We start from the raw sequence: 24,879 nt of genomic DNA, 5'->3' as shown, positions 1-24,879 counted from the left end.
ACTGAAATGACCACACTCGTTATTGCTGAACACGACAATGCCTCCCTCAAGGTGGCTACCCTTCATACCGTCAAGGCCGCCGCCGAGATCAGCATGTTCACGAACGGGCAGGTGCACGTTCTGGTGCTGGGGTACCAGGCCAAAAGCGTGGCCGAAGCAGCTGCTCGAATCACCGGTGTAAGCAAAGTGATTTATGCAGACGGTGACTCATTGGCTTACGGACTGGCCGAGAACATGGCAGCCCAAGTGGTTGCCATGGCTAGTAGCTACAGCCACCTTTTGTTCCCGGCCACGGCCTCGGGCAAAAACATCGCCCCGCGTGTGGCCGCGTTGCTGGGCGTGGGCCAGATCTCGGACATCACCCGGGTGGTTGCCGCCGATACCTTCGAGCGCCCGATCTACGCCGGCAACGCCATTGCCACCGTCCAGAGCTTGGACGTTACTCAGGTCATCACCGTGCGCACCACGGGCTTTGATGCTGCCGCCTCAACAGGCGGCTTCGGTGCCGTGCAAACTGTTGCCGCTGTCGCCGACAGCGGCAAGTCATCTTTCCTGGGCTCGGAAATCGCCAAAAGCGACCGGCCCGAGCTGACGGCGGCCAAGGTCATCGTCTCGGGCGGCCGGGCGCTGGGCTCGAGCGAGAAGTTCGGCGAAGTCTTGACGCCGCTGGCTGACAAGCTCGGCGCGGCCCTGGGCGCCTCGCGCGGGGCGGTCGATGCCGGTTACGCGCCCAACGACTGGCAGGTCGGGCAGACCGGCAAGATCGTGGCGCCACAGCTGTATGTGGCTGCGGGTATCTCCGGCGCCATCCAGCATCTGGCCGGCATGAAGGACAGCAAGGTCATCGTCGCGATCAACAAGGATGAGGAAGCGCCCATCTTCTCGGTGGCCGACTACGGCCTCGTTGCTGACCTGTTTGTGGCTGTACCGGAACTGGTTTCGGTTTTGTGAAGCGCTCCCGTCAATCTTTAGCGGCCAACCGATTTTATTTACTGTGGAGTGCAAGGCGCCATGAATTCTGAGAATCCTGAATCCTTTGACAGCTGGGTTGGCCGCCTTGACGAATGCGAGGACCCGGTGAGCAGCGCGCCGGTCCGCCTCTTGCTGGCCACGCTGGACAACGCCAACGCGCCTGCGCTGCCTTCGGAATTACCACCGCTTTGGCATTGGCTTTATTTCCTGCCAGGCGAGCGCCAATCGAACATTGACACGGACGGGCATCCAAAGCGCGGCGGTTTTCTGCCTCCCGTCCAGTTGCCCCGGCGCATGTGGGCTGGTGGGCGGCTGCAGTTCCTGCGCCCGCTGGCCCTGGGGGCGCAGATGCGGCGGGTGTCCGTCATCAAGAACATCCAAAGCAAGACGGGTCGCAGCGGCCAGCTGGTGTTCGTGACCGTGCAGCACGACATCTTCGATGCGCAGGGCCTTGCCATCCGCGAGGAGCAGGACCTCGTCTATCGCGACGCACCCACGCCAGGTACGCCCGCGCCGAAGCCTGCGGCTGCACCCAACGATGAGCAATTCGCCCGCATCATCACGCCCGACCCGGTGCTGCTGATGCGCTACTCAGCCCTGACCTTCAACGGCCACCGCATCCACTACGACAGGACCTATGCCATGCAGGAAGAGGGCTACCCCGGCCTCGTGGTGCATGGACCTCTGATCGCCACGCTGCTCATGGAGGAGCTGCGCCGGGCGCACCCCCACAAGCACGTCAAAACCTTTGTGTTCAAGGCCGTTGGTCCCTTGTTCGACACGGCACCCTTCACGGTAGCCGGAAAGGTGGAGGACAACGGACACACGGCACACCTGTGGGCGCGGGCCCCCGATGGCCAGCTGGCAATGCAGGCCAGCGCCGAGATCGACTGATATCCATCAAACAACCAAACAACGACACAAATTATGCAAATGCGTCCCCTGACAGGCATTACCGTCATTACGCTGGAGCATGCCATTGCCGCTCCTTTCTGCACCCGGCAATTGGCCGACCTGGGTGCGCGCGTTATCAAAGTCGAGCGGCCAGGCAGCGGCGACTTCGCGCGAGCCTATGACCATCGCACGCGCGGGCTTGCCTCGCATTTCGTCTGGACCAACCGGTCCAAGGAAAGTCTCACACTGGACTTGAAGCAGCCCCAGGCACTGGAGGTGCTGGGCGAACTCATTGCGCAGGCCGATGTACTGGTACAGAATCTGGCCCCCGGTGCTGCAGCCCGCATGGGTCTGAGCTTCGAGGCGCTGCATGCCAAAAATCCACGCCTGATTGTTTGCGACATCTCTGGTTATGGGGCTGACGGCCCTTACCGCGACAAGAAGGCCTACGACCTGCTGATCCAGAGCGAGGCCGCCTTCCTTTCGATCACCGGAACGCCGGAAGAGCCCAGCAAGGCAGGCAACTCCATCGCCGATATCGCCGCAGGCATGTATGCCTACACCGGCGTGCTCAGTGCCTTGCTGCAGCGCCAGCAGACTGGCCAGGGCTCGCATGTGGAAGTGTCCATGCTGGAGGCGCTCACGGAGTGGATGGGCTTCCCCATGTATTACGCCTACGACGGCCAGCAGCCGCCCAGCCGCAATGGTGCGTCGCATGCGACCATCTACCCCTATGGCCCCTTCGAGGCAGGGGACGGCAAGGTCGTGATGCTTGGCCTGCAGAATGAGCGTGAGTGGAAGGCGTTTTGCGAGCAAGTGCTGCGTCGCCCGGAGTTGGTCTCCGATCCGCGCTTCGACGCAAACGTGCGCCGCGTCGAGAACCGCGCTGCGCTGCGACAGACCATTCTGGATCTGTTTGCCGAACTCACGGCAGAGGAGGTGCTCGCGCGGCTGGATAAGGCGAAGATCGCCAATGCCAGCGTCAATCAGGTGGGCGACCTGTGGTCACATCCACAACTGCACGCGCGCCAGCGCTTTCGCACAATCGGCTCGGCGGCGGGCGAGTTGCAGGCGCTGCTGCCACCGGCCACCAGCAATGCGTTTGAATGCCGCATGGATGCTGTGCCTGCATTGGGCGAGCACAGCAAAAGCATTCTGCAAGAGCTGGGGCGTTCCGAGGCCGACATTGCGCAACTGAGCGCCACTGGAGTGATTTGACCGTGCAAGCAAGCCCATCACCAGTGCTTGTTGCACGCAGCTTGCTGTTCGTGCCCGCCACGCGGCCTGAACGCTTCGCCAAGGCTTTCGAATCCGGTGCCGATTGCATCATCATCGATCTGGAAGATGCCGTATCGCCCGACAGCAAGGACAGTGCCCGGGATCAGTTGGCGCAGCATCTGCCGCTTTTTCCCCCAGTTCAGCTGGCTCGCCTGCTTGTGCGTGTCAACGCGACTGGAACCGAATGGCACGATCGCGACATTGAATCATTGCGGGACTGGACCCGCCAGGGCCTGACCGTCATGCTGCCCAAGTCGGAAGACGCGGGTGTGGTTGGCAGGGTAGGGGAGAGGCTCGGCTCTGGCGCGCGCATCGTGGCCCTCATCGAATCCCTGGCGGGTCTGGATGCGGCTGATTCGCTGGCCCGCGAAAAACATGTCCTGCGCCTTGCATTTGGCCATCTGGACTTCCAGCTCGACCTCGGCATGTCCGCATCGCCCGATGAGCATGAACTGGCATTCGCGCGCAACGCGCTCGTGTGCGCCTCGCGCCGGTCCCGACTGCCGGCGCCGATCGATGGAGTGACCACCGCTACGGGCAACGCCGAGCGGCTGGCGGCGGATGCCCGGCGCTCGCGCGCTTTCGGCTTTGGCTGCAAGCTATGCATCCATCCCGCGCAAGTGGCTGGCGTTCACGAGGCCCTGGGCTATTCCGAAGCTGACCAGGCCTGGGCGCGCCGTGTGCTGGCGGAGGCGGCAAGGCGCGGCGGCGAGGCTTTCAGCCTGGATGACCGCATGGTCGATTTGCCCGTCATCCATGCTGCACAGAAGATCGTGGCGAGTGCCCAGAGATAACTGCTGCCAGCCCATGGAAAACGGAAAAATGGAGTTTTTTCGCATCAATGCTATTCCTGCCCGTTGCTTCAGATCTTTCGAGTTCTGCGCCACGTGTTGGCTATGGCACCAGAATCTTTTGAATAGCCGGGGCGATGATCGTGACAAGTTGTTCCGTATGCGCTGCGACAAGAAGAGGCACGCCAATGATTCGCCGACTGGTGACGAGGCCGATGAGCAAAGATGACGCCAGGCCAGCGCGGAGCGCGGCATCAGAACCGCGGTGTTCGCTGGTGCCGGCCAACAGCCTGGACTGAATGAAGTCACGCAGCTGAGCGCGTGCTTGTTCATTGACGATCGCACCGCGAAGCGACGCCATGAGGGGTTCTGACTCCTCGGGTACGCCTTCCCAAGCCTGGAGAAAGGCGCGGACCACCCGCTCGCCCAGATGCTCATCAGGTCCCTCGAATACCGTGCTGAATCGGTCCAGCGCGGACACGGGGACGGCCATCACGGCCGCGAAGAGTTCGTCTTTAGAGCGGAAGAATTGCATCACCTGGGCCACGTCGACCCCGGCATCAGAGGCCACGAGCCGGATGGTGGTGGCGGCGAACCCGTCTTTGGCGAAGCGGACGCGCGCCGCGTCGAGCACCGTTTGCCGCGTGCTGTTCTGCCCTGGCCGCCGACCACGGCGCACCGTGGGAGTTGAATTTTTTTTGATGGTCATCCCCTGATTATCTCGAAATATAAAACATATCAACACAAGTTGATTTTCTGTGGCAACAGACTTAGACTTGCATCTAACCGGGAGTCGTTCCCAGGTTCAAAAGACAAAAGGAGACACCATGAGTGATAGCCAGAAGATTTTCGTGCAGTCCAATCCGCTTCCGCCAGGAAGAACCGGCCTCCTGACCGCTTTCGCGCCGGGAACCCGAACCTTGAATGCGGGCTTCCAGCTCGCGCCGCAGTTCCGTCCGCTGCCAGTGGACATCATTTTTGAAAAAGACGTGGCCGTGAAGTTGCGCGACGGTGTCACGATCTACGTCGATGTGTTCCGGCCCGCCGGCGTCGAGAATGTGCCGGTCCTGCTGGCCTGGAGTCCATACGGCAAGGGCCAGGGAAGCTCCATGAGCGTGATGGGCGTGTTTGGCCTGGTCGGCCTGAGCAACTCCATCGTCTCGGGCCTGGAAAAGTTCGAAGGCCCGGACCCCGCGTACTGGTGCGAAAAGGGTTACGCGATTTGCAACCCCGACGTACGCGGCGGCGTTGACTCCGAGGGCGACAGCGTGCTGTGGGATCGCCAGGAAGGCCGCGACTGCCACGACCTGATCGAATGGCTAGGCACGCAAGCCTGGTCGAATGGCAAGGTCGGCATGAGCGGCACCTCCTACCTCGCGGTCTCGCAATGGTTCACTGCGGCCGAGCAGCCCAAACACCTGGCGGCGATCAACCCGTGGGAAGGCGTGAGCGACGTGTACCGCGATCTGGTCATGCGCGGCGGCATGCCTGACACCGGGTTCGCCCAGCTGCTTCAGGATGGCAGTTTCTTCGGCAAGAACCAGAAGGAAGACATCCTGTCGGAAGCGGCGCGCTATCCGCTGATCAACGACCTGTGGGAAAACAAGATCCCCGATTTTGATCGCATCACGGTGCCGGCGTTCGTCGTGGCCTGCTACACGAACACGCTGCACACCGCAGGAACGTTCCGCGCCTGGCGACGCCTGGCTTCGCAAGACAAATGGTTGCGCATCCACAATGGCCAGGAGTGGCCCGACTACTACGACGAAGTCAACCTGACGGACCAGCGCCGCTTCTTTGACCGTTACCTGAAAGATGAGGACAACGGCTGGGAAACCACGCCCCGTGTCCGCTACGCCGTGCATGACTTCAAGGGCGGCGATCAGGTCAACGTGCCTGCTGACGCTTTCCCGCCAGCGGGCGTCGCCTCGACCAGATTTTACCTCGACGGCATGAAGCGCACGCTGACGACCACCGCGCCGGCGGTCGGCAACCCTGCCGCCTACAACGTCGCAGTCAACCCGAATGCGGTGTCGTTCATCACCCGCTTCGAGCAGGAAACAGTGATGGTCGGCTACCCAAAGGCGCACCTGTGGGTCGAGGCGCAAGGCGCCGACGACATGGACTTGTTCGTGCTGATCCAGAAGCTCGACGCCTACGGCACACCCCTGCAGCAGTTCACCGTGCCCAACCAGAACGCGCGCATCCACGATCTCACCGATCACGGCGCGACTGTCCTGCGCTACAAGGGCTCCGATGGCCGGTTGCGGGTGTCGGCGCGCCACCTCGACGAAAAACTGTCCACCGTTGACGTGCCGGCCCACAGCTTCGACCGCGTGGAGAAACTCTCGCCCGGCCAGATCGTTGACATTGAAATTGATTTGTTCCCGATTGGCCTGGTGTTTTACCCGGGCGAACAGCTGCGCTTCGTGATCAGCTCGCGCAACCTGGTGGGAACGATCATGCCCGGGATCCGCGAGTACGCTGGCGCCAACAGTGGGCAGCACGTCATTCATACCGGCGGCGAACACGCCTCCTATCTCCAGCTGCCAATCAAGGCAGCCTGACCGGCCCGCGTGCCGCACCTACCGTTTTAATCCTGAAGGATCTTTCCATGCAAAAATCTTCTGCTCCAGATCAGAACCCTGTTCTGAAAGGTGTCTTTGCCGGGCCGACGTCTGGCCTGAAATACCAAACGCCGACGCTGTCGGGCATCACAACCGACAACGGCGAATTCCATTACAGGGCCGGAGAGGCCATTACCTTCCTGGTCGGCGGGCTGGTTCTGGGGGCAGTTGAAGCCGCGCCGCGGATGAATCTGGCACAGCTGGTCACCCGCGTTTCAGGAAAGATCGACAAGCTTCACGATCCGTTCGTGACCAATCTTGCCCGATTGGTTCACACACTCGATCACGACGGCAATATCGAGACGGGCGTCAAGATTGCGCCTATCGTGCATGAGCTCATCGGCCCCATGACGATCAACTTCGAACAACCCGTCGTCGCAACCGACGCGAACGGCGCCAACCACTTCGGCAATGACCCAAAGGTGCGCGCCATTCTCGACGCGCTCAATGCCCACCCCGACGTTTTCGCCACCAGCTTGCCCCGTACCTTGAGCGATCCGGCGACCACGCGCAACGAATTGCGGCGCAATATACGCGGCATCATCAAAATGACCGATGTCAAGATTCCGGTGCGCGACGGCTCGTATGTCGGAGCCGATGTCTTTCGCCCAGCAGAGCCTGGCCACTATCCCGTCGTGATGGCCAAGGGCTTTTACGGCAAGAGCTTTTATCACGACTGCATCGCCAACGAAGCCGATGTGCTGCGCAAGGAAGTGATGGAAGACCGCTATTTTTCCGGCAATCCGGACGGCGCCCAGTATGAAAACCACGAAAGCGTCGATTCCTCGGTGTGGGTACCGGCCGGCTACGTCTGCATCCGGGTAGAGTCGCGCGGCGTCTGCAAGAGCCCCGGATTGCAGGCCCCACTGAGCGTGCAGGAAGCCGAAGATTATTACGACGCGATCGAATGGGCCGGCACCCAGCCCTGGTCGAATGGCAATGTCGGCCTGTGGGGCATGTCCTATCTGGCCATGACGCAGCACAACGTCGCCAGCCTGCAGCCGCCGCATCTCAAAGCGATGATTGCGCAGGGGACCGATTCCGACATCTACAACGAAGCGCTGTATGGCGGCGGTATCTTTGGGTCCGGGTTCTGGATGTGGTGGTGGAAAATCTGGTCCGGCAACAACCACTGCGGCATGCGGCGCGAATCGGACTGGATGGCCCGCGCTCTGGCCACGCCCTTCAACGATCCGCAGGCCTATGGCCCGCGCGGCACGATCTTCATGCGCCCTGAAATGGAAAAAGCCACCGCGCCGGTCTGGATCGTCGGCCCTCAGGTTGGCGCCATCATCCATCAGCTTGGCAGCAGCGAAACCTTCATCCGGTCCACCAGCGCCAAGGCAAGAAAGTTCGACTTCACGGATACCTGGTTCCCGGGCAGCTATACCAGCAAGACCACCGAAGAGCACATGCGGTATTTCGATTACTGGCTTAAGGGCATCGAAAACGGGGTGATGGACGAAGCGCCGGTTCGGGTTCAGGTCAGAACCGGCAACGGCGCCCATTTCGTGTTGAAAGAACAGGAATGGCCGATCGCCCGCACAGACTATCGCCGCTGGTACCTCGACGCCAAACCGTCGGATTGGCAAAAGGATGGCCGACGCACCGACATGCTGCGGATCAGCGAAACCGTCCCGAGCGAGAGCAGCTCCGCAGAATATGAAGCCCACTTTGACCTTGGCACGCCCTCGCTTGCGCCGAGTGGTCCCATCGGCGGCGCGCCGCGCTGGTCTACCGGCGTCTCCTTCGTCAGCGATCCGATGGCCGAAGACATGACGCTGGCCGGTTACATGAAGGTTGGCCTGTGGGTGGAATCAACCAGCAAGGACATGGATGTCTTCGTTTCCCTGCGCGTGCTCGATGGGAACGACCGCGAGATCCGCTACGAGTCGCTGGTGCTTCCGGTGGATCTGAACCATATCCACCCGGTCGGCCATGGTCTGCTGAAAGTGTCGCGCCGCAAGCTTGATGGTGAACGCTCGTCCAACTACTGGCCGGTTCATACGCATCAGGAACAAGATAGCGCACCTCTGAGCAGTGGCGACATCGTGCCGATCGAAGTCGGGCTCAACCCCAGTACGGCATTGATCCGAAAAGGATACCGCCTTCGGGTTGATATTCAGCCTTACTCGCCAGCGGGGGTTCCGGTGCGCGCCTATGACGAGAGTTATCACGTCGGCGCGGTGAACCGGATTTACACCGGTTCTGACCATCCAAGCTATCTGCAGCTGCCCATCGTCCCCTGGAACATCACTCAATGATCCTGATCACTTCTGCCAACGGCAACCAAGGCAAACATCTGATCCCAAAGCTTCTCGGGGCAGGGCATCGTGTGCGCGCTTGCGTGAGAACCGAAGCGTCGGCCCGCCATCTCCGAGAGCAGGGCGTGCAGCAGGTGTTGGTGGGTGACCTCGCTGACACCACCTTTATTGCAGAGGCCGTGCGCGGCGTTGCGAGCCTCTACCATGTCGGCCCGACCCTGCACAGTGACGAACGGGCAATGGGTTTTGCCATGATTGACGCGGCAAGGGCTGCGGGCGTCGGCCACTTCGTGTTGAGTTCAGTGCTTCACGCCATCACCACCGACCTGATCCAGCACGAGATCAAGCGTGATCTAGAAGAGCACCTGTTGTCCTCCGGGATGGCGTTCACCATCCTGCAGCCGGCCAACTACATGTTGCCGCACCGTCTCACGTCGGTATTCGAGGAGAATGTTTTTCGCCTGTCCTGGTCGCTGGATCGGCGCCAGTCCATGGTGGACCTCGACGACGTCACCGACGTCGTCGCGCTGGTGCTGGCCCAGTCGGAACGCCATTGCGCAGCGACCTACGAACTAGCTGGGCCTGACCACTTCACGGGCCATGACATCGGCCGGGTACTTTCGGAGGTGCTTGGGCGCGATATCCGAGTCGAGCGCATCGACGCGGCGGCCTTCCTGCGCGCGCGAATGGGCGACTCCGACCCGAGCGCCCTTGAGTACCAACTGCGGATGATCCGCGCCATTGAGGCCCGCTACAGCAGCCATGACTTCCTCGGCAATCCGAACGTCTTGACCTGGTTGCTCGGTCGTCCTCCGACTAGCTTTGAGGAGTTCGTGCGCAGGGAAAACGCCGTCTTCAACGCGTCTCGCATATCTGCGCGAGCTGCCCAATGTTGACGGCGACGCAAATCCGCTGGCGGAAAATCAATGCACTCGCCATTTTGATGAGTTCATAAATTAAAGGAGACAACATGACTACCCATACAGGCAAAGTAGCTGTTGTGACCGGCGCAAGTCAGGGCATCGGTTAGGCCATCGCTGCGGGGCTCGTTGCACGGGGTGCCATTATCGTTGACGTGGACATTAGCGAGGCCGAAGAGACTCGCGGTCTGGTGGAAGCCACCAGGGCGGAATGGCTGGAAGTCGTTGACGACGTGTTATCTCCCACCGATGTCGCACGCCTTGCTGAAGCAACGCTCTGGCGCTTCGGCAAGTGCGACATCGTCATCAACAATGCGGGCATATTCCCGGCTTACGTCTTTGATGACTTGAGCTTTGATGTCATGGCGTAGAGTCATTTCGATCAACCTTGACTCGAAATTTTTCGTGAGCCAGGCGTTTGTTCCCTCCATGGAGGAGCGCGGATGGGGACGCATCGTGAACATGACGTCAGACTCCGTACAGCTCTCCACCGAAAAAGGGGCTGCGTACAAGGCCAGCAAGATGGGCGCTATCGGTCTGACCCGGGGTATGGCGGCCGACCTTTGAAAATATGGCATTACCGTCAGTGCCGCCAGTCCGTCGCTCACACGAACCCCAGGCGTTTTGTCGATCAATGGCGCGACCAATTGGCTCAATGCGATGGCCAATGCGCAGGCGATCAAACGGGTATCCGAGCCCACTGAAATCGTCGGGTTCATTCGATTTCTGACGGACGAGGATTCGCATTTCGTCACCGGCCAGACAATTCGGGCAGACGGTGGTTTGTACTATTTTTGAATGAATCCATGGGTCGGCACAAGCGCGTGCTGAATAGCGGGGGCGGCGATTGCCACAAGAGTTTCACGATCTGCCGCGGCAAGAATTGGAACGCCGATGATTTGTCGGCCTGTAATCAAGCCCACGAGCATGGATAACGCCACGCCCCCCCGGATTCCGGCATCAGGCCCGAGTCGTTGGCTCGCGCCCGTCAGAAGCCTGGACTCAATGTAGTCCCGCAATTGATGACGCGCCTGTTCGTTCACGATCGCACCACGGAGCATCGCCATGAGGGGCTCAGACTCCTCGGGCGCACCATCCCACGCCTGAAGAAAAGCGCGAACTACACGCTCTCCCAATTGGTCGTCCGCTCCCTCGAAAACCGTACTCAACTTTTCCAGGGCAGATCCTGGAATGTTCATGACAGCCGCAAAAAGTTCGTCTTTCGAGCGAAAAAACTGCATCACCATGGACACGTCAACGCCGGCATCGGCGGCCACGAGCCGCATGGTAGTCGCAGCAAATCCATCGCTGGCGAAACGGGCACGTGCGACATCGAGCACCGTCTGTCGGGTGCTACCCGACCCCGGTCGCCGACCCGGCCGTCGCTCTGGGCGCCCGGTAGGCGTTGGTTCTTCATTCATGGTCATTCTTTTTAATACTTTAGGGTAAACCCCAATCTCAACGTGTGTTGAGTTTTCGGATCAACAAGCTTACACTGATGTCACTAACCAAAGTAATGCCACGGTCTGCAAGACACAAGGATTTCACCATGAGCGATACTCCGCAAATTTTCGTTCCATCCCACCCACTGCCGGCAGACAGAACCGGCCTACTGACCGCCTTCAAACCGGGGGTCCGAACACTGGCAGCAGGTTTCCAGATTGCGCCGCAATTCAAGCCACTGCCGGTCGACATCGTGTTCGAGAAGGATGTCGCCGTTCCCTTGCGCGACGGTTTGACGATCTATGTTGATGTGTTCCGCCCAGTTGGCGTCGAAAAGGTGCCCGTTATCGTAGCGTGGAGCCCCTACGGCAAGGGGCAGGGCACCTCGATCAGTGTGATGGGCGTCTTCGGGCTGGTGGGACTGAGCAACTCGATCGTCTCGGGTTTGGCAAAGTTCGAAGCGCTGGACCCGGCGTACTGGTGTGCGCAGGGCTATGCGATTTGCAACCCGGACATCCGCGGCATTGTCGACTCTGAGGGCGACAGCGTATTTTGGGACCGCCAAGAAGGTCGCGACTGCCACGACCTGATCGAGTGGCTGGCCGAACAAGCGTGGTGCTCCGGCAAGGTCGGAATGAGCGGGACCTCTTACCTCGCGGTCTCGCAATGGTTCACTGCGGCTGAGCAACCCAAACACCTGGCAGCGATCAACCCATGGGAGGGTGTGAGCGACGTCTACCGTGACCTGGTGATGCGCGGCGGCATGCCAGACACCGGCTTCGCCGGGATGCTCCAGAACGGCAGCTTCTGTGGCAAGAACCGCAAGGAAGACATCCTGTCTGAGGCGGAGCACTACCCGCTGATCAACGACCTGTGGGAAAACAAGATTCCCGATTTTGATCGCATCACCGTGCCCGCCTTCGTCGTAGCCAGCTACTCCAATACCTTACACACGGCGGGCACGTTCCGCGCCTGGCGGCGCATGGCCTCGCAAGATAAGTGGCTGCGTATCCACAACAGCCAAGAGTGGCCTGACTATTACGACGAAGCGAACGTGGAAGATCTGCGCCGCTTCCTTGACCGCTACCTCAAAGACGTGGACAACGGATGGGAGTCAACGCCACGCGTCCGCTATGCCGTTCACGATTTTCAGGGTGGCGACCAGGTCAATGTGGCGGCCATGGCCTTTCCGCCGGAGGACGTCACATCGACCAAGTTCTACCTCGACGGCGCCAGCCGCATGCTAGCCACCAAATTGCCAGCCAACGATGTGCCAGCGGCCTACGACGTCGCATCCAATCCGAATGCGGTGTCGTTCATCACGCGCTTCGCACAGGAAACGGTGATGGTCGGCTACCCGAAGGCGCACCTCTGGGTCGAAGCAAAAGGCGCCGACGACATGGACCTGTTCGTGCTGATTCAAAAGCTCGACGCCTACGGCACGCCCCTGCAGCAGTTTACGGTGCCCAACCAGAATGCGAGGATCCACGATCTTACGGACCATGGCGCGACCATTCTGCGTTACAAAGGCTCCGACGGCCGCTTGCGCGTCTCGGCCCGCCACCTTGATGGAAAACTGTCGACCGAGGACGTGCCGGCCCATAGCTTTAATCGCGTGGAGAAGCTCTCGCCTGGTCAGATCGTCGACATTGAAATCGACTTGCTTCCCATTGGTTGGGCCTTCCATCCTGGCGAGCAGTTGCGCTTCGTTATCAGTGCCAGAAACCTTCTGGGAACGATGATGCCCGGAATTCGTGAATACACCGGCGCCAACAGTGGGCAGCATGTCATACACACTGGTGGTGGGCACGCTTCTTATCTTCAGTTGCCCATCAGGGTGGACAGATAGGTATTTCAACCGCATGAGCCCAAGCATGACACCGTAACCGTCCTGAGAAAACGGACTTCCCCTGCGATGACTTTTTTTGATTCAGCTGTCATCGCGATTAAGACCCATGGGTCGATAAGACTCCTGAAAGGAATTCAGCATGCTCCAAACAGGCATTTTTTCCGGGCCGGTTTCCGGCCTTAAATACCAAACCCCAACCGTCAATGGGCTAACGAACGACAAGGGCGAATTTCAGTATTGCCACGGCGAACGTGTTGCGTTTCTTGTAGGAAGCACCACGATCGGCTCTGCGTTGGGCGCACCCCGCATCAATCTGGCGGAAATCGTCAGTCGTGTGGATGGCAACATCAACAAACTGTTCGATGCGGGCCTGACCAACATTGCGCGATTTTTGTGCTCGCTCGATCGAGACGGTAATCTGGACGGTGGAATTGCAATTGATCCGGTAGTGCATGACATCATCGGCCAACGGCGCATTAACTTCCGGCACGACATCTCCTTTGCGGGCCTTGATCGAAACCCCGTTTCCGAATTTGAGCAAGACCCCTTGATCGCAACGCTGCTCGAAGAACTCGATGCTTCTGGCGTCTTCACGGATCGCATGCCGCGCCAGCTATGCAAGGCAGCAACTGCGCGCAATGAAGTTCGTCGCAATATCCTCGGTATATTACGTTTCAAAGACGTCAAGGTGCCGCTGCAAAACGGTCTGTACGTCTACGCAGATGTGTTCCGCCCTGCAAAGGAAGGCAAGTTTCCAGTCATCATGAACTGTGGCCCCTATGGCCGGGCGTTCTACCATCATTCGATTGCAAATGCTGCCGATTTCGAGGCTCATGAAGAAATGGAGGAGCGCTATTTCCAGGGCAACTCCGATGGACAGGTGTTTGAGAACCACGAGACTGTCAATACAGTAGATTGGGTTCCGCACGACTACGTGGTGATGCGCGTTGATGGTCCCGGCTCAGGCAAAAACCCCGGAACACTTGCGCCTTGGGGTATTGAGACGGCCGAGGCATTCCGCGATGCGATCGATTGGTCGGGGGAGCAGTCGTGGTCTAACGGCAATGTAGGACTGTGGGGCATGTCCTACTACGCCATGAGCCAACACGCAGCGGCCAGCCTTGAGCCATTGCATCTGAAAGCGATGATCGCCATCGGCACCGATGTCGATCTGTACGATGAAGTAGCGTATACCGGTGGCATTCTCAACGAAGAATTTTTCACTCACTGGTACAGGGCCGGTGTTCTTGCTGCCGTGTGCGGAGAACCCAACGCAGTTGACTTCATCGGGATGCTCAAAGAAGCCTCCTTCAAGGACTCCGACACCAGCGCAGCTTTTGGGCCAAGATCCACGATCATGATGAACCCAGACATGAGCAAGGTAACTGTGCCCCTCTGGGCCATCGCCTGTACCACCCACATGGCTCATTTCCACCAGCTAGGTAGCAGCGAAGCTTATCTGGCCACGAACACGGCGGCTAAAAAGCTCGACTTTTGGGAAGATTGGTTCACCAAACCCTATTCGCGAGCAGCCATCGCTGATCATCGGGCATTTTTTGACCATTGGCTGAAAGACATCGACAATGGCATCATGGACAAGCCGCCAGTGCGACTGGAGATTCGCAGCGGCAATGGCGCTTCCTATATTCAGGAAGAAAATGAATGGCCTATCGCAAGGACGACCTATCCCCGATGGTTCTTCGATGCCACGCCTTCGGATTGGACGGGCGACGAGTACCGCAATGATTTCCTTCGTCTGTCGCTTACGCCTCCGACCGCTGAACGCAAAGCCGACTATTCCGCCGAGATTCCATTGGAACTGCGCACGGGTATACCCCCATGCTTTCTGCCAGTCAAACCGCCCTCCGTGCTTGAAATCTGGAAGACGGGTGTCTCTTTTATCAGTGAGCCTGTGAAAGAAGACATGGTTTTTGCGGGTTATGGCAAAGCGAAGCTGTGGGTTTCGTCTACCAGCGAAGACATGGACATTTACATCAGCCTGCGGATTCTCGATGATGAGGGCCGGGAGGTCGACTACGCTGGCCCGACCACGATGGGGATGAACGTCCCTAATTACCCGCTCGCGAAGGGCTGGTTGAAGGTGTCACACCGCAAGATCGATGTGTCGCGATCGACCGACTACACGGTCAAGCACACGCATCGCCAAGCCGACTACGCGCCACTTGAAGGTAACGAAGTAGTGCCGGTTGAAGTCGAGATCATTCCCAACACGGCTTTGATCCGCAAGGGATACCGTCTACGCGTAGACATTCAGCCGTTCGATGGGGTCGATCACGGCCCCCGGCATGGCTATAACACCGCCTACCACGACGGCGCGCGAAACACGATCTACACCGGGCCGGATTGCCCGGGTTTCATCCAGCTACCCATTGTTCCGGCGAAGGACTCGTAAAACTTGGCTGCCGCTGCACGGGCAGTCTGGCAGCAGTAACTTCTACAAACCGATTTTTTATTCGATAGCATATCGCGGGTTCTTCTGAACAAGAGCCCGTGAGTCGAAAACTGAAAATTTAATTCCCATTTAAACAGGAGATAACTATGACTCTCGAAGAACTCGCCGCGCGCACCGAAATCCACGATGTTCTGCTGCGCTATTGCCGTGGCCTTGACCGGATCGACATGTCATTGGTGCGTGGCGCATTCCATAAAGACGCTTACATCCATTTTCCCGAGAGCCTGCATGTCGGGGGAGCCGAGGGTTTCTTCCAGTTTTTGACTGACGAAATGCCACGCTTCGAACGCACAATGCATTTCCTCGGCAATAGCTTGGTCGAATTCGACGGTCCAGAGATTGCCTATGTCGAAACCTATTTACAAGCTGACCACGAAGCCTCCGATCGGCATCACTGGAAAGGCGATACCGTCAAGTTGTGGGCGCGCTATTTCGATCGGTTTGAACGCCGTGATGGCGTTTGGCTAATCGCTGAACGCCGCCTCATGGTCGACTGGATGTACCGCTATCCCAAGGGTAACTTTTTCGACGATCATCCCGACGCTTCGAATACTCGTCGCGACGGCACTGATCGCGTTCTGCGAAAAGTCGCAGGATATTCCGGCACCCCGACTGCAGAAAAATCACTCGCAGACGCCTAAATCACAAATCGCCGGGAGTGGCACCTCCCTCAGGTCGCCACCGTTAGCATGGACACAAGGAGATAATTAACCTGAGTTCTGGATAAGCGCAGTCTCCGTACGGCGTGCAAGCAAGGGGTGACCGACTGCAAAATTGGCGCACCCAATGCTTATGGAGGTGCCCCATCATGGACAAGACCACGGAGTTGTTCTGCCTCATCGACGACTTCTGACAGCAATTTGAGCCGCTGCTTGCGCAGCGCATGCTCGACACCAGCGACAAACAGCGGCGCAACCGGCCGGGCGCGATGTCGCTGTCCGAGATGACCACGATTCCAGTGCTGTTTCACACGATGCTCGGCCGGCAGTTCAAGGAGTTCTTCCGGGGCACCGTGTGCCGCTTCATGACCGCGGAATTTCCCCGCCGGCTGTCGTATACCCGCTTCGTGGCCCTGATACTGCGCTGCGCGGTGGTGCTGGCAGCCTTGTTCGAGACGCTCAAGGGCACCTGCACAGGGTTGTCGATTGCCGACGCCACACCGCTGGTCGTCTGCCACAACCTGCGCATTAAGCGCCACAAGGTTTTCAAGGGCATTGCCCAGCGCGGCAAATCGTCTACCGGGTGGTTTTATGGCTTCAAGCTGCACGCGGTCATCAACCACCAGGGCGAATTGCTGGCCATCAAGGTCACGCCGGGCAACGTGGATTGAACCGCAAAGGATTGCTGGCCATCGCCTCCAATCTGTTTGGCAAGCTGTACGCCGACAAGGGCTACATTGGCAAGGAGTTTTCGCAGAAGATGAAGGACAACGGCATCGACCTCGTCACGCGGGTACGCAAGAACATGAAAACGGTCGTGCATTCTGAGTGCGACCAGGCGCTGCTGCGCAAGCGCTCGCTGGTGGAGACCGTGTTCGATGAACTCAAGAACCTGTGCCATATTGAGCACACCCGGCACCGTTCGCCCATGAATTTTGCTGTCAACCTGATGGCCGGCATCGTGGCGTACTGCCTGCAACCCGTGAAGCCTCGCATTGCGGTATGGGATTGTCGGGACCCCCTGGCCGTGAACTGACTCCTTTCGCTATCCAGAACTCAGGTTAATTATGACTCACGAGGAACAGCTGTCGCTTGTTCATCAGCACTACGCGCTAGGTCTCGCCGGAAATCAAATTGCGGCACGCGAATTGCTCACCGACGATTTTCAAATCACAATCCCCTACTTCATGCCTTTTGGAGGAACTTATAGGAGTAAAGATGCATTTCGCGAATTGATTCCGATCGTGCTAAAAGCTCTGGCAATTCGCAAGATTGATCATATCGCCACTACGGTTGGCGAAGGATACGCTATGGGACTCGTGGAGTTCACTTTGGAAGGCCATGACGGGCAGCCTTTGGCGGTAGCAGAGGTTATTAAGTTCCGTGACAATAAAATTTGTGAAATACGACCTTATTACTATGATCCATTTCCAATGATCAAGATGGCCGAACAACGAAGTCAGAAAGTGACGATGAAGTCTGACTGAATTTGGTTGATGTAAAGGCGACCTTCGGTAAAGATCCTGTATGAAATTTGCCTGAGACGATAAGCTCAATGACTGTTGATCTCCACACAATCTTGACCCCAATCGCACTGCGCCTCCTTCTAGCTCATCAATCTGACCTTGCCCACCCTCGCTGCCCTCCGCACGATGAAAAGGAGACACTTCTATCTGGGGCACAGGGGGATATCATTGCTAGAGACTTACACGATTTTCCAGAATTATAGATTTGCCTGCATGCCTTGCGCAATGATGATGGACCGCTTTGCAATTTCCCATGTTGCGCGCGCTCGAAGACTCAGCCGCGACAACTGGCGCCCGGGAAGCTGGATTTAGCACTCGATGCGAGCGCGAGGCTGTCCCCCGGTCGACTCGTTGTCCGACGAGAAATTGCGTAGCAGCAAGAGGTGCTCCTGGGTCACTTCTTGAAGGATGCGTATGGCTGCCAGCGTTAGCGGGGAAGGCGTTGGATGAGGCGGCTGCACCAGCCGCAGTTCCAGCGTCAGACCGGAGCCGGAGAAGGGGTTGATTCTGAAGTCCCGCTCCGAAGGATCGGCGCTGATGTCGTGAACGAACAGCAGCCCGGGAAGAATGGCCATCCAATCGCTTTGCCGGATCAGGTCTAGTGTTGCCAGAACGGCGCCCAGCTGGTAACGAGGACCTGGACCCGAAAGCATGTCCAGCTGCGCGCCGATCCACCGGGCATGCTCGCGGCTGTCAGAGGCTAGTAGCTTGAGGCCCGCCAGCGCGTCGAATTTGATGGCTTCCCCATGCCTGAAGCCGCTGGCGTGGGTGGTGGATGAGACCAGGAACCCAGGCGTGGCGGCAAAGACCGTCGTGACCAGATCCGCAGGCGGCTGCGAAATCGACGGAATGATTGCAAAGTCGAGTTCCCTAGCCCGCACCATGTCCATCAGCATGTTGCTGGGGGCGTCCACCACCGCGATGGAGGCGTTGGGGTTCTGCGTCATCAGGCGCAGATAGGCCGGCGCGAGCTGATGGGTCGCTAGTGTGGGCGTCAGCCCGAAGCGGACTTCGCCGGCAAGGCCGGACTCGAAGGCGCCCAGCGCCAGCAGGGCCTTGGAGTTGGCAGCCAGCACCTCCAGGCAGTGCTGGTAGAACAAGGTGCCCGCCGCGGTGGAATCCACAATCTTGTTATGCCGGTTGAACAACTGTACGCCCAGGGATTCTTCGATTTGCTTGACATGCTGAGAGATGCCCGACTGGGTGGCGAATTCGCGTGCCGCCGCGGCGGTGAAGGACCGCTCCTCATACACCGCCACGAACATTCTGATCTCCCGCAGGCCGGGCAGCGATTCATCCATGGGAAGCAGTGACCAGTGCAGGCAGCAAGCTCAATGGTTGCTCAGGGCCGAGCGTCTGGCCGAGGCTGGGCAACCGCTCGCCATGGGCGATGCGGATCGGGATCATGTTGATCTCTTCGGTGGCCTTGCTCAACAAGCCGATGAAGTCGTGGGCAACCATGGACAAGGGCTTGCGTTCCGGCTCCACCAGCAGCAGATCGTCCCAGAGTATGGGATCGGCCAGTGGGTTGAGCGTAAAACGCCGGCGCCGCAGGTCGTCGGCGATGAACAGTCCGGAAATTACGGCCGTCCAGTGGCTGGAACGGACCAGGTCCATGGCGCCCAGCATGGACTCGAACCAGCTGAGCCGCTGCGCGACCTGGACCTTGTGGTCGATCAGGTACTGTTCGAGCAGCGGCCGTCGCCCGACGGGCAGCACCAGGTGCAGGTCCTTGATGTCGCGCAGGCGAACCGGCTCGCAATGGGGCAAGTCAGAGTCGGGTGAGGAAACCAGAAACGCCGGTGTTCTGGTGAACAACGAGGTGCGCAGCCCGCTGGTTCCGCTGGCGTCGTCCGGCATGCGCTGCGTGATGCCGAAATCCAGCATTCCGCGCCGCACCGCGGTCGCAATCACGCTGCCGGAACCTTCAGTCAATTGGATCGAAACGGTGGGATAAGACGCCTCAAAGGCGAGCAGCGCCCGGCTAAATACCGAGCGGCTTATGGTCGGGATCATGCCGATGCGCAGCGCGCCGGCGGGCTGCTCCGCGCGGCGGCCGACCGCGTGGCATGCGACCGCATGCGTGCGCAGCAGCTGCACGCACTGGCGATAGTAGGCATGGCCGGCCGGTGTGGGAACGATCGCGCGGTCGCGCGCGAAAAGCTGTACGCCCAGTTGCGTTTCCAACTGCCGCACATGCGCGGAAACGCCGGACTGGCCCAGCCCCTCGCGGCTGGCAGCCGCCGTGAACGAGCCTTCCTCGTACACGGCGACAAAGAGACTGATGTGCAATAACTTGGGAAACATGGGCCCATTGTCGTAAGTTGCTTGCCAGAGGTGCTACGGGATAACCCGAATTTATCAAGTATCCAACTGATGCGCAGCAGTATTAATCATTTTCCATGTCGTCGAGAGCTGCCTATATTCCAACCCAACCCGGATACGCGATCCAGACTAAACGAGGACATGGAATTGATCTTTCAAGTTGAAACCCTGTGTTGCTTTGACACCGATGCGTGCGTGCAACGAATCTACACCGGTACCAGCAAGACCATGAAGGAGGTAATTTTGCGGTCGCTATGACTGGCCGATCTTTATGTTGCTGGGCAGATCAGTAATCAGAGCCCATGCGCCCTACCATCAAATTAAGGAGACAAGAATGAGCGTAAAAAGAATTTCCATGACACGGAACAGCGCGTCTCGCCAACGGCTTCGATCCGTGGCCGTCGCCACCAGCCTGGTAGCTGCGGCCACCTGCTCGCTTGCAGCGCCCATCGAAATGAGCAACCCCGACTTCCAACTGCGCTGGGACAACACGGTCAAGTATTCTCTTGGCGCCCGCGTCAAGAGTCCTTCAACTACCCTTACCGGATTCGCCCCGCCTCCAACGGGTGGTGCCACTGGCCCTAGTGCGCTCAGCGCCGACGACGGCGACCGCAACTTCAAGCGGGGCCGCCTCATCTCCAACCGAATCGACCTGTTGTCCGAACTGGACCTGGTCTACCGCAAGGATTTTGGCCTGCGTGTCAGCGCGGCGGGCTGGTATGACGCGGTCTACAACCGGTCCAATGCCAACGACTCCAGAGCCACCAACAACTCGCTGTCGGTGCCGTACAACGAATTCACCGATGCCACGCGCAATCTGCACGGACGCAAGGCCGAGGTGCTGGATGCCTTTGTTTTTGGCGCAACCGACGTCGGCACTGCACGCGTGAGCGGCCGCCTGGGCCGGCACACGGTGCTCTGGGGCGAGAGCCTGTTCTTCGGCGCCAACGCCATTGCCGGAACCCAGTCGCCGGTGGATGCGATCAAGGCCACATCAGTGCCGGGATCGACCACTAAGGAAATCATCATGCCGGTGGGGCAACTCTCGGGCCAGGTTCAGCTGTCGCCGGCTCTGACCTTGATGGGCTACTACCAATACGATTGGAAGAGCACCCGCCTGCCCGCAGTCGGCAGCTACTTTTCAGTGGTGGACCACGTGGGCGCTGGCGCTGAGAGGATACGGGTCGTACCCGGTGTGCCGGGCAACGGCTTGGCGCACGGAGCCGACATCAATGCGAAAGACAGTGGACAGTTCGGCCTGGGCCTGCGCACGAACCTGGGAGAATTCGACCTTGGCGCCTATGCGACCCGCTACCACGCCAAGACGCCCGTAGCTTATAGCCGAGCGCCATTGCCGACCGGCATCGTTGGTGCCGGGCTGGGGCAGTACCAGTTACTCTTCCCGGAGGGCATCAAAGCCTTCGGCCTCAGCGCCACCACCACCGTGGGTGCCATCAACTACGCTGCCGAAGTCTCGGCGCGCCGCGGCACGCCGCTTACCAGCAACCCGCAAGCCGTAACCGGGGTGGCGGACAACAACGATCACCCGTTCTACGCCATCGGTAATACGGCTCACGTCAATTTGTCGATGATCTGGACCATGCCGCGGTTCTTCCTGTCCAACGAACCCAGCCTCACCATGGAGGTGGCCTACAACCAGCTGACCAGTTGTACCCGCAACTGCACGCCTACAGCGGCCAACGCATTCCGCTCCAAAGGAGCCTTGGACCCAGGTACAGACCGCAGCGCGGCCGCTGTGCGTATGGCATTCGCTGCGCCGCAGCGCAACGTGATGGACGGCCTGGACCTCACGCCGTCTATTTCAGTGGGTTACAACAGCGGCAAGTCGCCGGTGGTGGTGTTCGGGCCCGACAAGGGCGGGGACGTTACCCTGACGCTGACCGGCAACTACCTGACTGTCTGGGATTTCTCGTTGGGCTACACCCACTACTACGGCAAGGAAAACACAGGCGCGTTTTCGTCTACCAACCCCGCCCTCAATGGCACGAACACCTACGCGCAGACCTTGAAAGACCGGAATTTCGTTTCCCTGTCGGTACGGCGCAGTTTTTGATTGAGAACAACATGCCCTCATTTACTCCCTTGTGTCTGATGGACTTAGCCTACGCCACGCTGTCTGCGCCAGAAGTTCAGCCGGCCGTGTCAGCCGAAGAGGCGGTCACACTTAAGACCGCATCCATACCGCTGGACGCAGTGCGTACCAGCAACAAGGATGCATCAATTCCGCCATGCGAAGGCTGGTTTCCAGTCGACGCGTTGTACAACTTCGGGTCGATTCGGGACCTGTTCGCCATGCGGCGCACTTTCTAATAGGAAACAACATGATTACATTCACTCGCTTGACTCTGCTGACCTTGGCGTGCGCAACCTTGGCGGTGCCTGTGGCCCATGCCGCCGTTTCCGCCGAAGAGGCGGCCAAACTCAAAACCACGCTGACCCCTCTGGGTGGGGAGCGTGCCGGTAACAAGGATGGATCGATTCCGCCTTGGGAGGGTGGCCATTCGATCGATGCCTCCTATACCTCCGCTTCGATTCCGGACCTGTTCGCCAAGGACAAGCCGCTGTTCACTATCACGCCGCAGAACGCGGCGCAGTATGCGGATAAGCTGACCGACGGCAGCATGGGCCTGTTGAAGAAGTACCCGAGCTTCAAGATCCACGTGTTCCCCACCCGGCGTACCGCGTCGGCGCCGCAATGGGTGTATGACAACACCGCCAAGAACGCAACCCGGGCAACGATGAACCCCGGCGCCGAGCTCGGTCCTTTCCCCAAAGGCGCCTACGGCGGCATCCCGTTCCCGATCCCGAAGACCGGCGAAGAGGCCCTCTGGAACCATCTGCTCCGATGGACGAGCTCAGGATTCCGAACGTCGCCCAGCTTGGCGCGCGTCACCCCTGAGGGCAAGGTGATCCCGGTCTCGCAGGTCACGGGCGAAAGCCTGTATCCGTATTACGACTCGAACAGTAACCTGGAGAAGTGGGAAGCCGCAGGGTCCGACGTGGTGCTGCGCCGTGTCAACACCTCCGGCCCGCCGATCCGCGCCGGAGAGATCCTCATCCAGCGCAACAACATCGATGAAGCCAAATCCCGCACCTGGGTGTACCTGACGGGGCAGCGGCGCGTTCGCCGCCTGCCGCTGACGTGCTGCGACGTGCCCAGTCCGGTGGCTGGTGGGATCGCGAACTTCGACGAAGTCAATGTGTACGAAAGCTCCATCGGCCGCTACAACTGGAAGATCGTGGGCAAGCGTGAGATGTATGTACCGTACAACACGAACAGCTACCACCAGGCGACGTCGCTCGACCAAGTGATGACCCCATCAACTATCAACCCCGACTTCATGCGCTTTGAGCTGCATCGGGTGTGGGTGGTGGAGGGCGAGCTCAAGCCGGGCCAGCGCCATGTGGTACCGCGCGTTCGCCTGTACCTGGACGAGGACACTTGGACCGCCGTTGCGGGTGACCGCTGGGACGCCCAGGGGCAGCTGTGGAAAGTGGCCCATACCTTGGTCACGACGATGCCCTCGACGGGCCCAATCGTGGCGGGCTACCACATCTACGACATGATTGGCGGCGGCTACTTCGGATCCGCCTATCTGCCCCGCGACAAGCAGATTGACCTCAAGGCCTCGATACCGGACCGGATCTTCACGCCCGAATCGCTTTCCGGCGAAGGCGTGCGTTGAAGCTGTGTGCCCCATAAACGGTATGCACCTGATGAGCACGATGAAACAGAATGGCATAACCGGGCCGCGCCGCCGGCAGATGCTGCTGGCGGGCGTGGGCGTGGGCCTGGGTCTGCAAGCCGCGCTGTCCCCCGCTGCAGCACACGCCGCGGCAGCCCTGCCCGGGCCGCTGGGCCAGCCGGCCGGCATGACTGCCCGCGCGGCGCGCGCCATCCTGACCCGGGTGGTGCGGGCCGGCGACCGGCTGGTGGCCATGGGTGAGCGCGGCCTGGTCGTGCTGTCCGACGACGGCGGCAAGCAGTGGCGCCAGGCCCGCGTACCCGTCAGCGTAACTCTGACATCGGCCAGCTTCGCCGATGCCCGCCAGGGCTGGATGGCCGGCCACGGCGGTGTGGTGCTGCACACCATCGACGGTGGTGAGAACTGGGCACTCCAGACCGACGGCATGGCCTTCGCCAAGGCAGCCCTGGACCAGGCCAAGGGCATGCCTGACACTGCCGCCGGCCGCGAGCGCAAAATTCAGCAGGCCCAGCGCCTGATGGACGAAGGCGCGGACAAGCCCTTGCTCTCAATCTGCTTTGCTGACGCCCAGCGCGGCATGGTGGTTGGCGCCTACGGCCTGGCTGCCACCACCGGCGACGGCGGCAAGACCTGGGTTTCGTGCATGGACCGCCTGCCCAATCCTCAAAGCATGCACCTCTACGCGGTTGCCCGCCACGGTAAGACCTGGGTGCTTGCCGGAGAGCAGGGCGTGCTGATGCGCTCCAGTGACGACGGCGCCAGCTTCGAGCCCTTGGCTTCGCCTTTCAAGAGCAGTTTCTTCGTCGCCACGGCCACGCGCAATGGCGGTTTTGTGCTTGCCGGCCTGCTGGGCAGTGCCTGTCGCATCGAGTCGGGCGGCGCAGCCGTCACCCCGGTTGTTTTGCCGGCGCTCTACACGATCCTGTCTTGCACCGAACTGCGTGACGGCCGGGTGATGCTGCTGGCGCAGGGTGGGCGAATCATGGTCAGCGATGACGGCGGTGCCCACTTCACCGAGCATCAGCCTCCGCGACGCGAGCAGCTGACATCGCTGACCGAAGCTGCGGACGGCGGCCTAGTAGCCACCAGCCTGGGCGGTGTTGCCCGGCTTGCCTGACAACACCCATTTC

General features: G+C 59.8%; 22 protein-coding genes and 1 pseudogene. 19 read left to right on the top strand and 4 right to left on the bottom strand.

The window, feature by feature from the left end:
- Positions 1-6 precede the first annotated feature (6 nt).
- Genes EC86_RS0122285 through EC86_RS0122270 form a run of 4 tightly spaced genes read left to right on the top strand, consistent with a single transcriptional unit; the run spans position 7 to position 3,938 of the window.
- Complete coding sequence (locus EC86_RS0122285; protein ID WP_029528047.1) at positions 7-951, top strand: electron transfer flavoprotein subunit alpha/FixB family protein; 945 nt, start codon at positions 7-9, stop codon at positions 949-951.
- 60 nt (positions 952-1,011) lie between these two features.
- Positions 1,012-1,866, top strand: coding sequence for an HTD2 family dehydratase (locus EC86_RS0122280; RefSeq protein WP_029528046.1), 855 nt, complete (start codon positions 1,012-1,014; stop codon positions 1,864-1,866).
- 33 nt (positions 1,867-1,899) lie between these two features.
- Positions 1,900-3,084 (top strand): CaiB/BaiF CoA transferase family protein, encoded by a 1,185-nt coding sequence (locus tag EC86_RS0122275; RefSeq protein WP_029528045.1) that lies wholly within the window; start codon positions 1,900-1,902, stop codon positions 3,082-3,084.
- A gap of 41 nt (positions 3,085-3,125) precedes the next feature.
- Positions 3,126-3,938 carry an HpcH/HpaI aldolase/citrate lyase family protein gene (locus tag EC86_RS0122270; protein WP_232230010.1) on the top strand — a complete coding sequence of 271 codons (813 nt, stop codon included), beginning with the start codon at positions 3,126-3,128 and terminating at the stop codon, positions 3,936-3,938.
- 100 nt (positions 3,939-4,038) lie between these two features.
- On the opposite strand, the gene EC86_RS0122265 is transcribed toward EC86_RS0122270, so the two are convergent.
- Entirely contained in the window at positions 4,039-4,644 is a 606-nt protein-coding gene (locus EC86_RS0122265) for a TetR/AcrR family transcriptional regulator (RefSeq protein ID WP_029528043.1), read from the bottom strand.
- Between the two features lie 118 nt (positions 4,645-4,762).
- Between EC86_RS0122265 and EC86_RS0122260 the strand changes: the two genes are divergently transcribed.
- From EC86_RS0122260 to EC86_RS30700, 6 genes are all read left to right on the top strand, one after another.
- Positions 4,763-6,502 carry a CocE/NonD family hydrolase gene (locus tag EC86_RS0122260; protein ID WP_029528042.1) on the top strand — a complete coding sequence of 580 codons (1,740 nt, stop codon included), beginning with the start codon at positions 4,763-4,765 and terminating at the stop codon, positions 6,500-6,502.
- A 47-nt stretch (positions 6,503-6,549) separates the two neighbouring features.
- Positions 6,550-8,826 carry a CocE/NonD family hydrolase gene (locus EC86_RS0122255; protein ID WP_029528041.1) on the top strand — a complete coding sequence of 759 codons (2,277 nt, stop codon included), beginning with the start codon at positions 6,550-6,552 and terminating at the stop codon, positions 8,824-8,826.
- Positions 8,823-9,722, top strand: coding sequence for an SDR family oxidoreductase (locus tag EC86_RS0122250; protein WP_029528040.1), 900 nt, complete (start codon positions 8,823-8,825; stop codon positions 9,720-9,722). The genes EC86_RS0122255 and EC86_RS0122250 overlap by 4 nt, the downstream gene beginning before the upstream one ends.
- Positions 9,723-9,901: 179 nt before the next feature.
- Positions 9,902-10,117, top strand: a complete 216-nt coding sequence (locus EC86_RS30620; protein ID WP_051676272.1) for an SDR family oxidoreductase — start codon at positions 9,902-9,904, stop codon at positions 10,115-10,117.
- Positions 10,104-10,313 (top strand): SDR family NAD(P)-dependent oxidoreductase, encoded by a 210-nt coding sequence (locus tag EC86_RS30705; protein ID WP_051676271.1) that lies wholly within the window; start codon positions 10,104-10,106, stop codon positions 10,311-10,313. Before EC86_RS30620 ends, EC86_RS30705 begins: the two co-directional genes overlap by 14 nt.
- Before the next feature lie 57 nt (positions 10,314-10,370).
- Positions 10,371-10,544, top strand: coding sequence for an SDR family oxidoreductase (locus tag EC86_RS30700; RefSeq protein WP_456299400.1), 174 nt, complete (start codon positions 10,371-10,373; stop codon positions 10,542-10,544).
- On the opposite strand, the gene EC86_RS0122240 is transcribed toward EC86_RS30700, so the two are convergent.
- Positions 10,535-11,086: a TetR/AcrR family transcriptional regulator gene (locus EC86_RS0122240; RefSeq protein WP_198026879.1), complete on the bottom strand. Its 552-nt coding sequence runs from the start codon at positions 11,084-11,086 to the stop codon at positions 10,535-10,537. The genes EC86_RS30700 and EC86_RS0122240 overlap by 10 nt on opposite strands.
- 209 nt (positions 11,087-11,295) lie before the next feature.
- On the opposite strand from EC86_RS0122240, the gene EC86_RS0122235 reads away from it, so the two are divergent.
- The 5 genes and pseudogenes from EC86_RS0122235 to EC86_RS0122215 all read left to right on the top strand — a co-directional run bounded on the left by EC86_RS0122235 (position 11,296) and on the right by EC86_RS0122215 (position 17,657).
- Positions 11,296-13,038, top strand: a complete 1,743-nt coding sequence (locus EC86_RS0122235; protein WP_029528038.1) for a CocE/NonD family hydrolase — start codon at positions 11,296-11,298, stop codon at positions 13,036-13,038.
- Between the two features lie 139 nt (positions 13,039-13,177).
- Entirely contained in the window at positions 13,178-15,451 is a 2,274-nt protein-coding gene (locus tag EC86_RS26535; RefSeq protein WP_084181678.1) for a CocE/NonD family hydrolase, read from the top strand.
- A 146-nt stretch (positions 15,452-15,597) separates the two neighbouring features.
- Positions 15,598-16,152 carry a nuclear transport factor 2 family protein gene (locus EC86_RS0122225; protein WP_029528037.1) on the top strand — a complete coding sequence of 185 codons (555 nt, stop codon included), beginning with the start codon at positions 15,598-15,600 and terminating at the stop codon, positions 16,150-16,152.
- Positions 16,153-16,379: 227 nt separating this feature from the next.
- Positions 16,380-17,206: pseudogene (locus tag EC86_RS26530) on the top strand (IS982 family transposase).
- Between the two features lie 31 nt (positions 17,207-17,237).
- The gene (locus EC86_RS0122215) at positions 17,238-17,657 is read left to right on the top strand and encodes a nuclear transport factor 2 family protein (protein ID WP_029528036.1); all 420 of its coding nucleotides are present in this window, start codon (positions 17,238-17,240) and stop codon (positions 17,655-17,657) included.
- A gap of 347 nt (positions 17,658-18,004) precedes the next feature.
- On the opposite strand, the gene EC86_RS0122210 is transcribed toward EC86_RS0122215, so the two are convergent.
- Entirely contained in the window at positions 18,005-18,997 is a 993-nt protein-coding gene (locus EC86_RS0122210) for a LysR family transcriptional regulator (protein WP_084181677.1), read from the bottom strand.
- Positions 18,990-20,003, bottom strand: coding sequence for a LysR family transcriptional regulator (locus EC86_RS0122205; RefSeq protein WP_084181676.1), 1,014 nt, complete (start codon positions 20,001-20,003; stop codon positions 18,990-18,992). The genes EC86_RS0122210 and EC86_RS0122205 overlap by 8 nt, the downstream gene beginning before the upstream one ends.
- 412 nt (positions 20,004-20,415) lie before the next feature.
- Between EC86_RS0122205 and EC86_RS0122200 the strand changes: the two genes are divergently transcribed.
- The 4 genes from EC86_RS0122200 to EC86_RS0122185 are packed head-to-tail and all read left to right on the top strand — an operon-like array spanning position 20,416 to position 24,866.
- Positions 20,416-22,095, top strand: a complete 1,680-nt coding sequence (locus tag EC86_RS0122200; RefSeq protein ID WP_051676270.1) for a DUF1302 domain-containing protein — start codon at positions 20,416-20,418, stop codon at positions 22,093-22,095.
- Between the two features lie 11 nt (positions 22,096-22,106).
- Entirely contained in the window at positions 22,107-22,352 is a 246-nt protein-coding gene (locus EC86_RS0122195; RefSeq protein WP_156955448.1) for a hypothetical protein, read from the top strand.
- 11 nt (positions 22,353-22,363) lie between these two features.
- The gene (locus tag EC86_RS0122190; protein ID WP_029528031.1) at positions 22,364-23,728 is read left to right on the top strand and encodes a DUF1329 domain-containing protein; all 1,365 of its coding nucleotides are present in this window, start codon (positions 22,364-22,366) and stop codon (positions 23,726-23,728) included.
- 31 nt (positions 23,729-23,759) lie between these two features.
- Positions 23,760-24,866: a WD40/YVTN/BNR-like repeat-containing protein gene (locus EC86_RS0122185; RefSeq protein WP_029528030.1), complete on the top strand. Its 1,107-nt coding sequence runs from the start codon at positions 23,760-23,762 to the stop codon at positions 24,864-24,866.
- Positions 24,867-24,879: the final 13 nt, after the last annotated feature.

The sequence above is a fragment of the Polaromonas glacialis genome (assembly GCF_000709345.1).
GTDB classification, from domain to species: Bacteria; Pseudomonadota; Gammaproteobacteria; order Burkholderiales; family Burkholderiaceae_C; genus Polaromonas; species Polaromonas glacialis.
Note: the sequence above shows the minus strand (reverse complement) of the source record. Positions and strands in the feature narration are given on the sequence as shown.

Bases quoted from the DNA above. Each gene is read 5' to 3' on its own strand.
- EC86_RS0122190 (WP_029528031.1), top strand. From the start codon at position 22,364: ATGATTACATTCACTCGCTTGACTCTGCTGACCTTGGCGTGCGCAACC.
- EC86_RS0122195 (WP_156955448.1), top strand. From the start codon at position 22,107: ATGCCCTCATTTACTCCCTTGTGTCTGATGGACTTAGCCTACGCCACG.
- EC86_RS26535 (WP_084181678.1), top strand. From the start codon at position 13,178: ATGCTCCAAACAGGCATTTTTTCCGGGCCGGTTTCCGGCCTTAAATAC.
- EC86_RS0122280 (WP_029528046.1), top strand. From the start codon at position 1,012: ATGAATTCTGAGAATCCTGAATCCTTTGACAGCTGGGTTGGCCGCCTT.
- EC86_RS0122255 (WP_029528041.1), top strand. From the start codon at position 6,550: ATGCAAAAATCTTCTGCTCCAGATCAGAACCCTGTTCTGAAAGGTGTC.
- EC86_RS0122260 (WP_029528042.1), top strand. From the start codon at position 4,763: ATGAGTGATAGCCAGAAGATTTTCGTGCAGTCCAATCCGCTTCCGCCA.
- EC86_RS0122265 (WP_029528043.1), bottom strand. From the start codon at position 4,644: ATGACCATCAAAAAAAATTCAACTCCCACGGTGCGCCGTGGTCGGCGG.
- EC86_RS30705 (WP_051676271.1), top strand. From the start codon at position 10,104: ATGTCATGGCGTAGAGTCATTTCGATCAACCTTGACTCGAAATTTTTC.
- EC86_RS0122185 (WP_029528030.1), top strand. From the start codon at position 23,760: ATGAGCACGATGAAACAGAATGGCATAACCGGGCCGCGCCGCCGGCAG.
- EC86_RS0122235 (WP_029528038.1), top strand. From the start codon at position 11,296: ATGAGCGATACTCCGCAAATTTTCGTTCCATCCCACCCACTGCCGGCA.
- EC86_RS0122250 (WP_029528040.1), top strand. From the start codon at position 8,823: ATGATCCTGATCACTTCTGCCAACGGCAACCAAGGCAAACATCTGATC.
- EC86_RS0122210 (WP_084181677.1), bottom strand. From the start codon at position 18,997: ATGGATGAATCGCTGCCCGGCCTGCGGGAGATCAGAATGTTCGTGGCG.
- EC86_RS0122275 (WP_029528045.1), top strand. From the start codon at position 1,900: ATGCAAATGCGTCCCCTGACAGGCATTACCGTCATTACGCTGGAGCAT.
- EC86_RS0122225 (WP_029528037.1), top strand. From the start codon at position 15,598: ATGACTCTCGAAGAACTCGCCGCGCGCACCGAAATCCACGATGTTCTG.
- EC86_RS0122205 (WP_084181676.1), bottom strand. From the start codon at position 20,003: ATGTTTCCCAAGTTATTGCACATCAGTCTCTTTGTCGCCGTGTACGAG.
- EC86_RS0122215 (WP_029528036.1), top strand. From the start codon at position 17,238: ATGACTCACGAGGAACAGCTGTCGCTTGTTCATCAGCACTACGCGCTA.
- EC86_RS0122285 (WP_029528047.1), top strand. From the start codon at position 7: ATGACCACACTCGTTATTGCTGAACACGACAATGCCTCCCTCAAGGTG.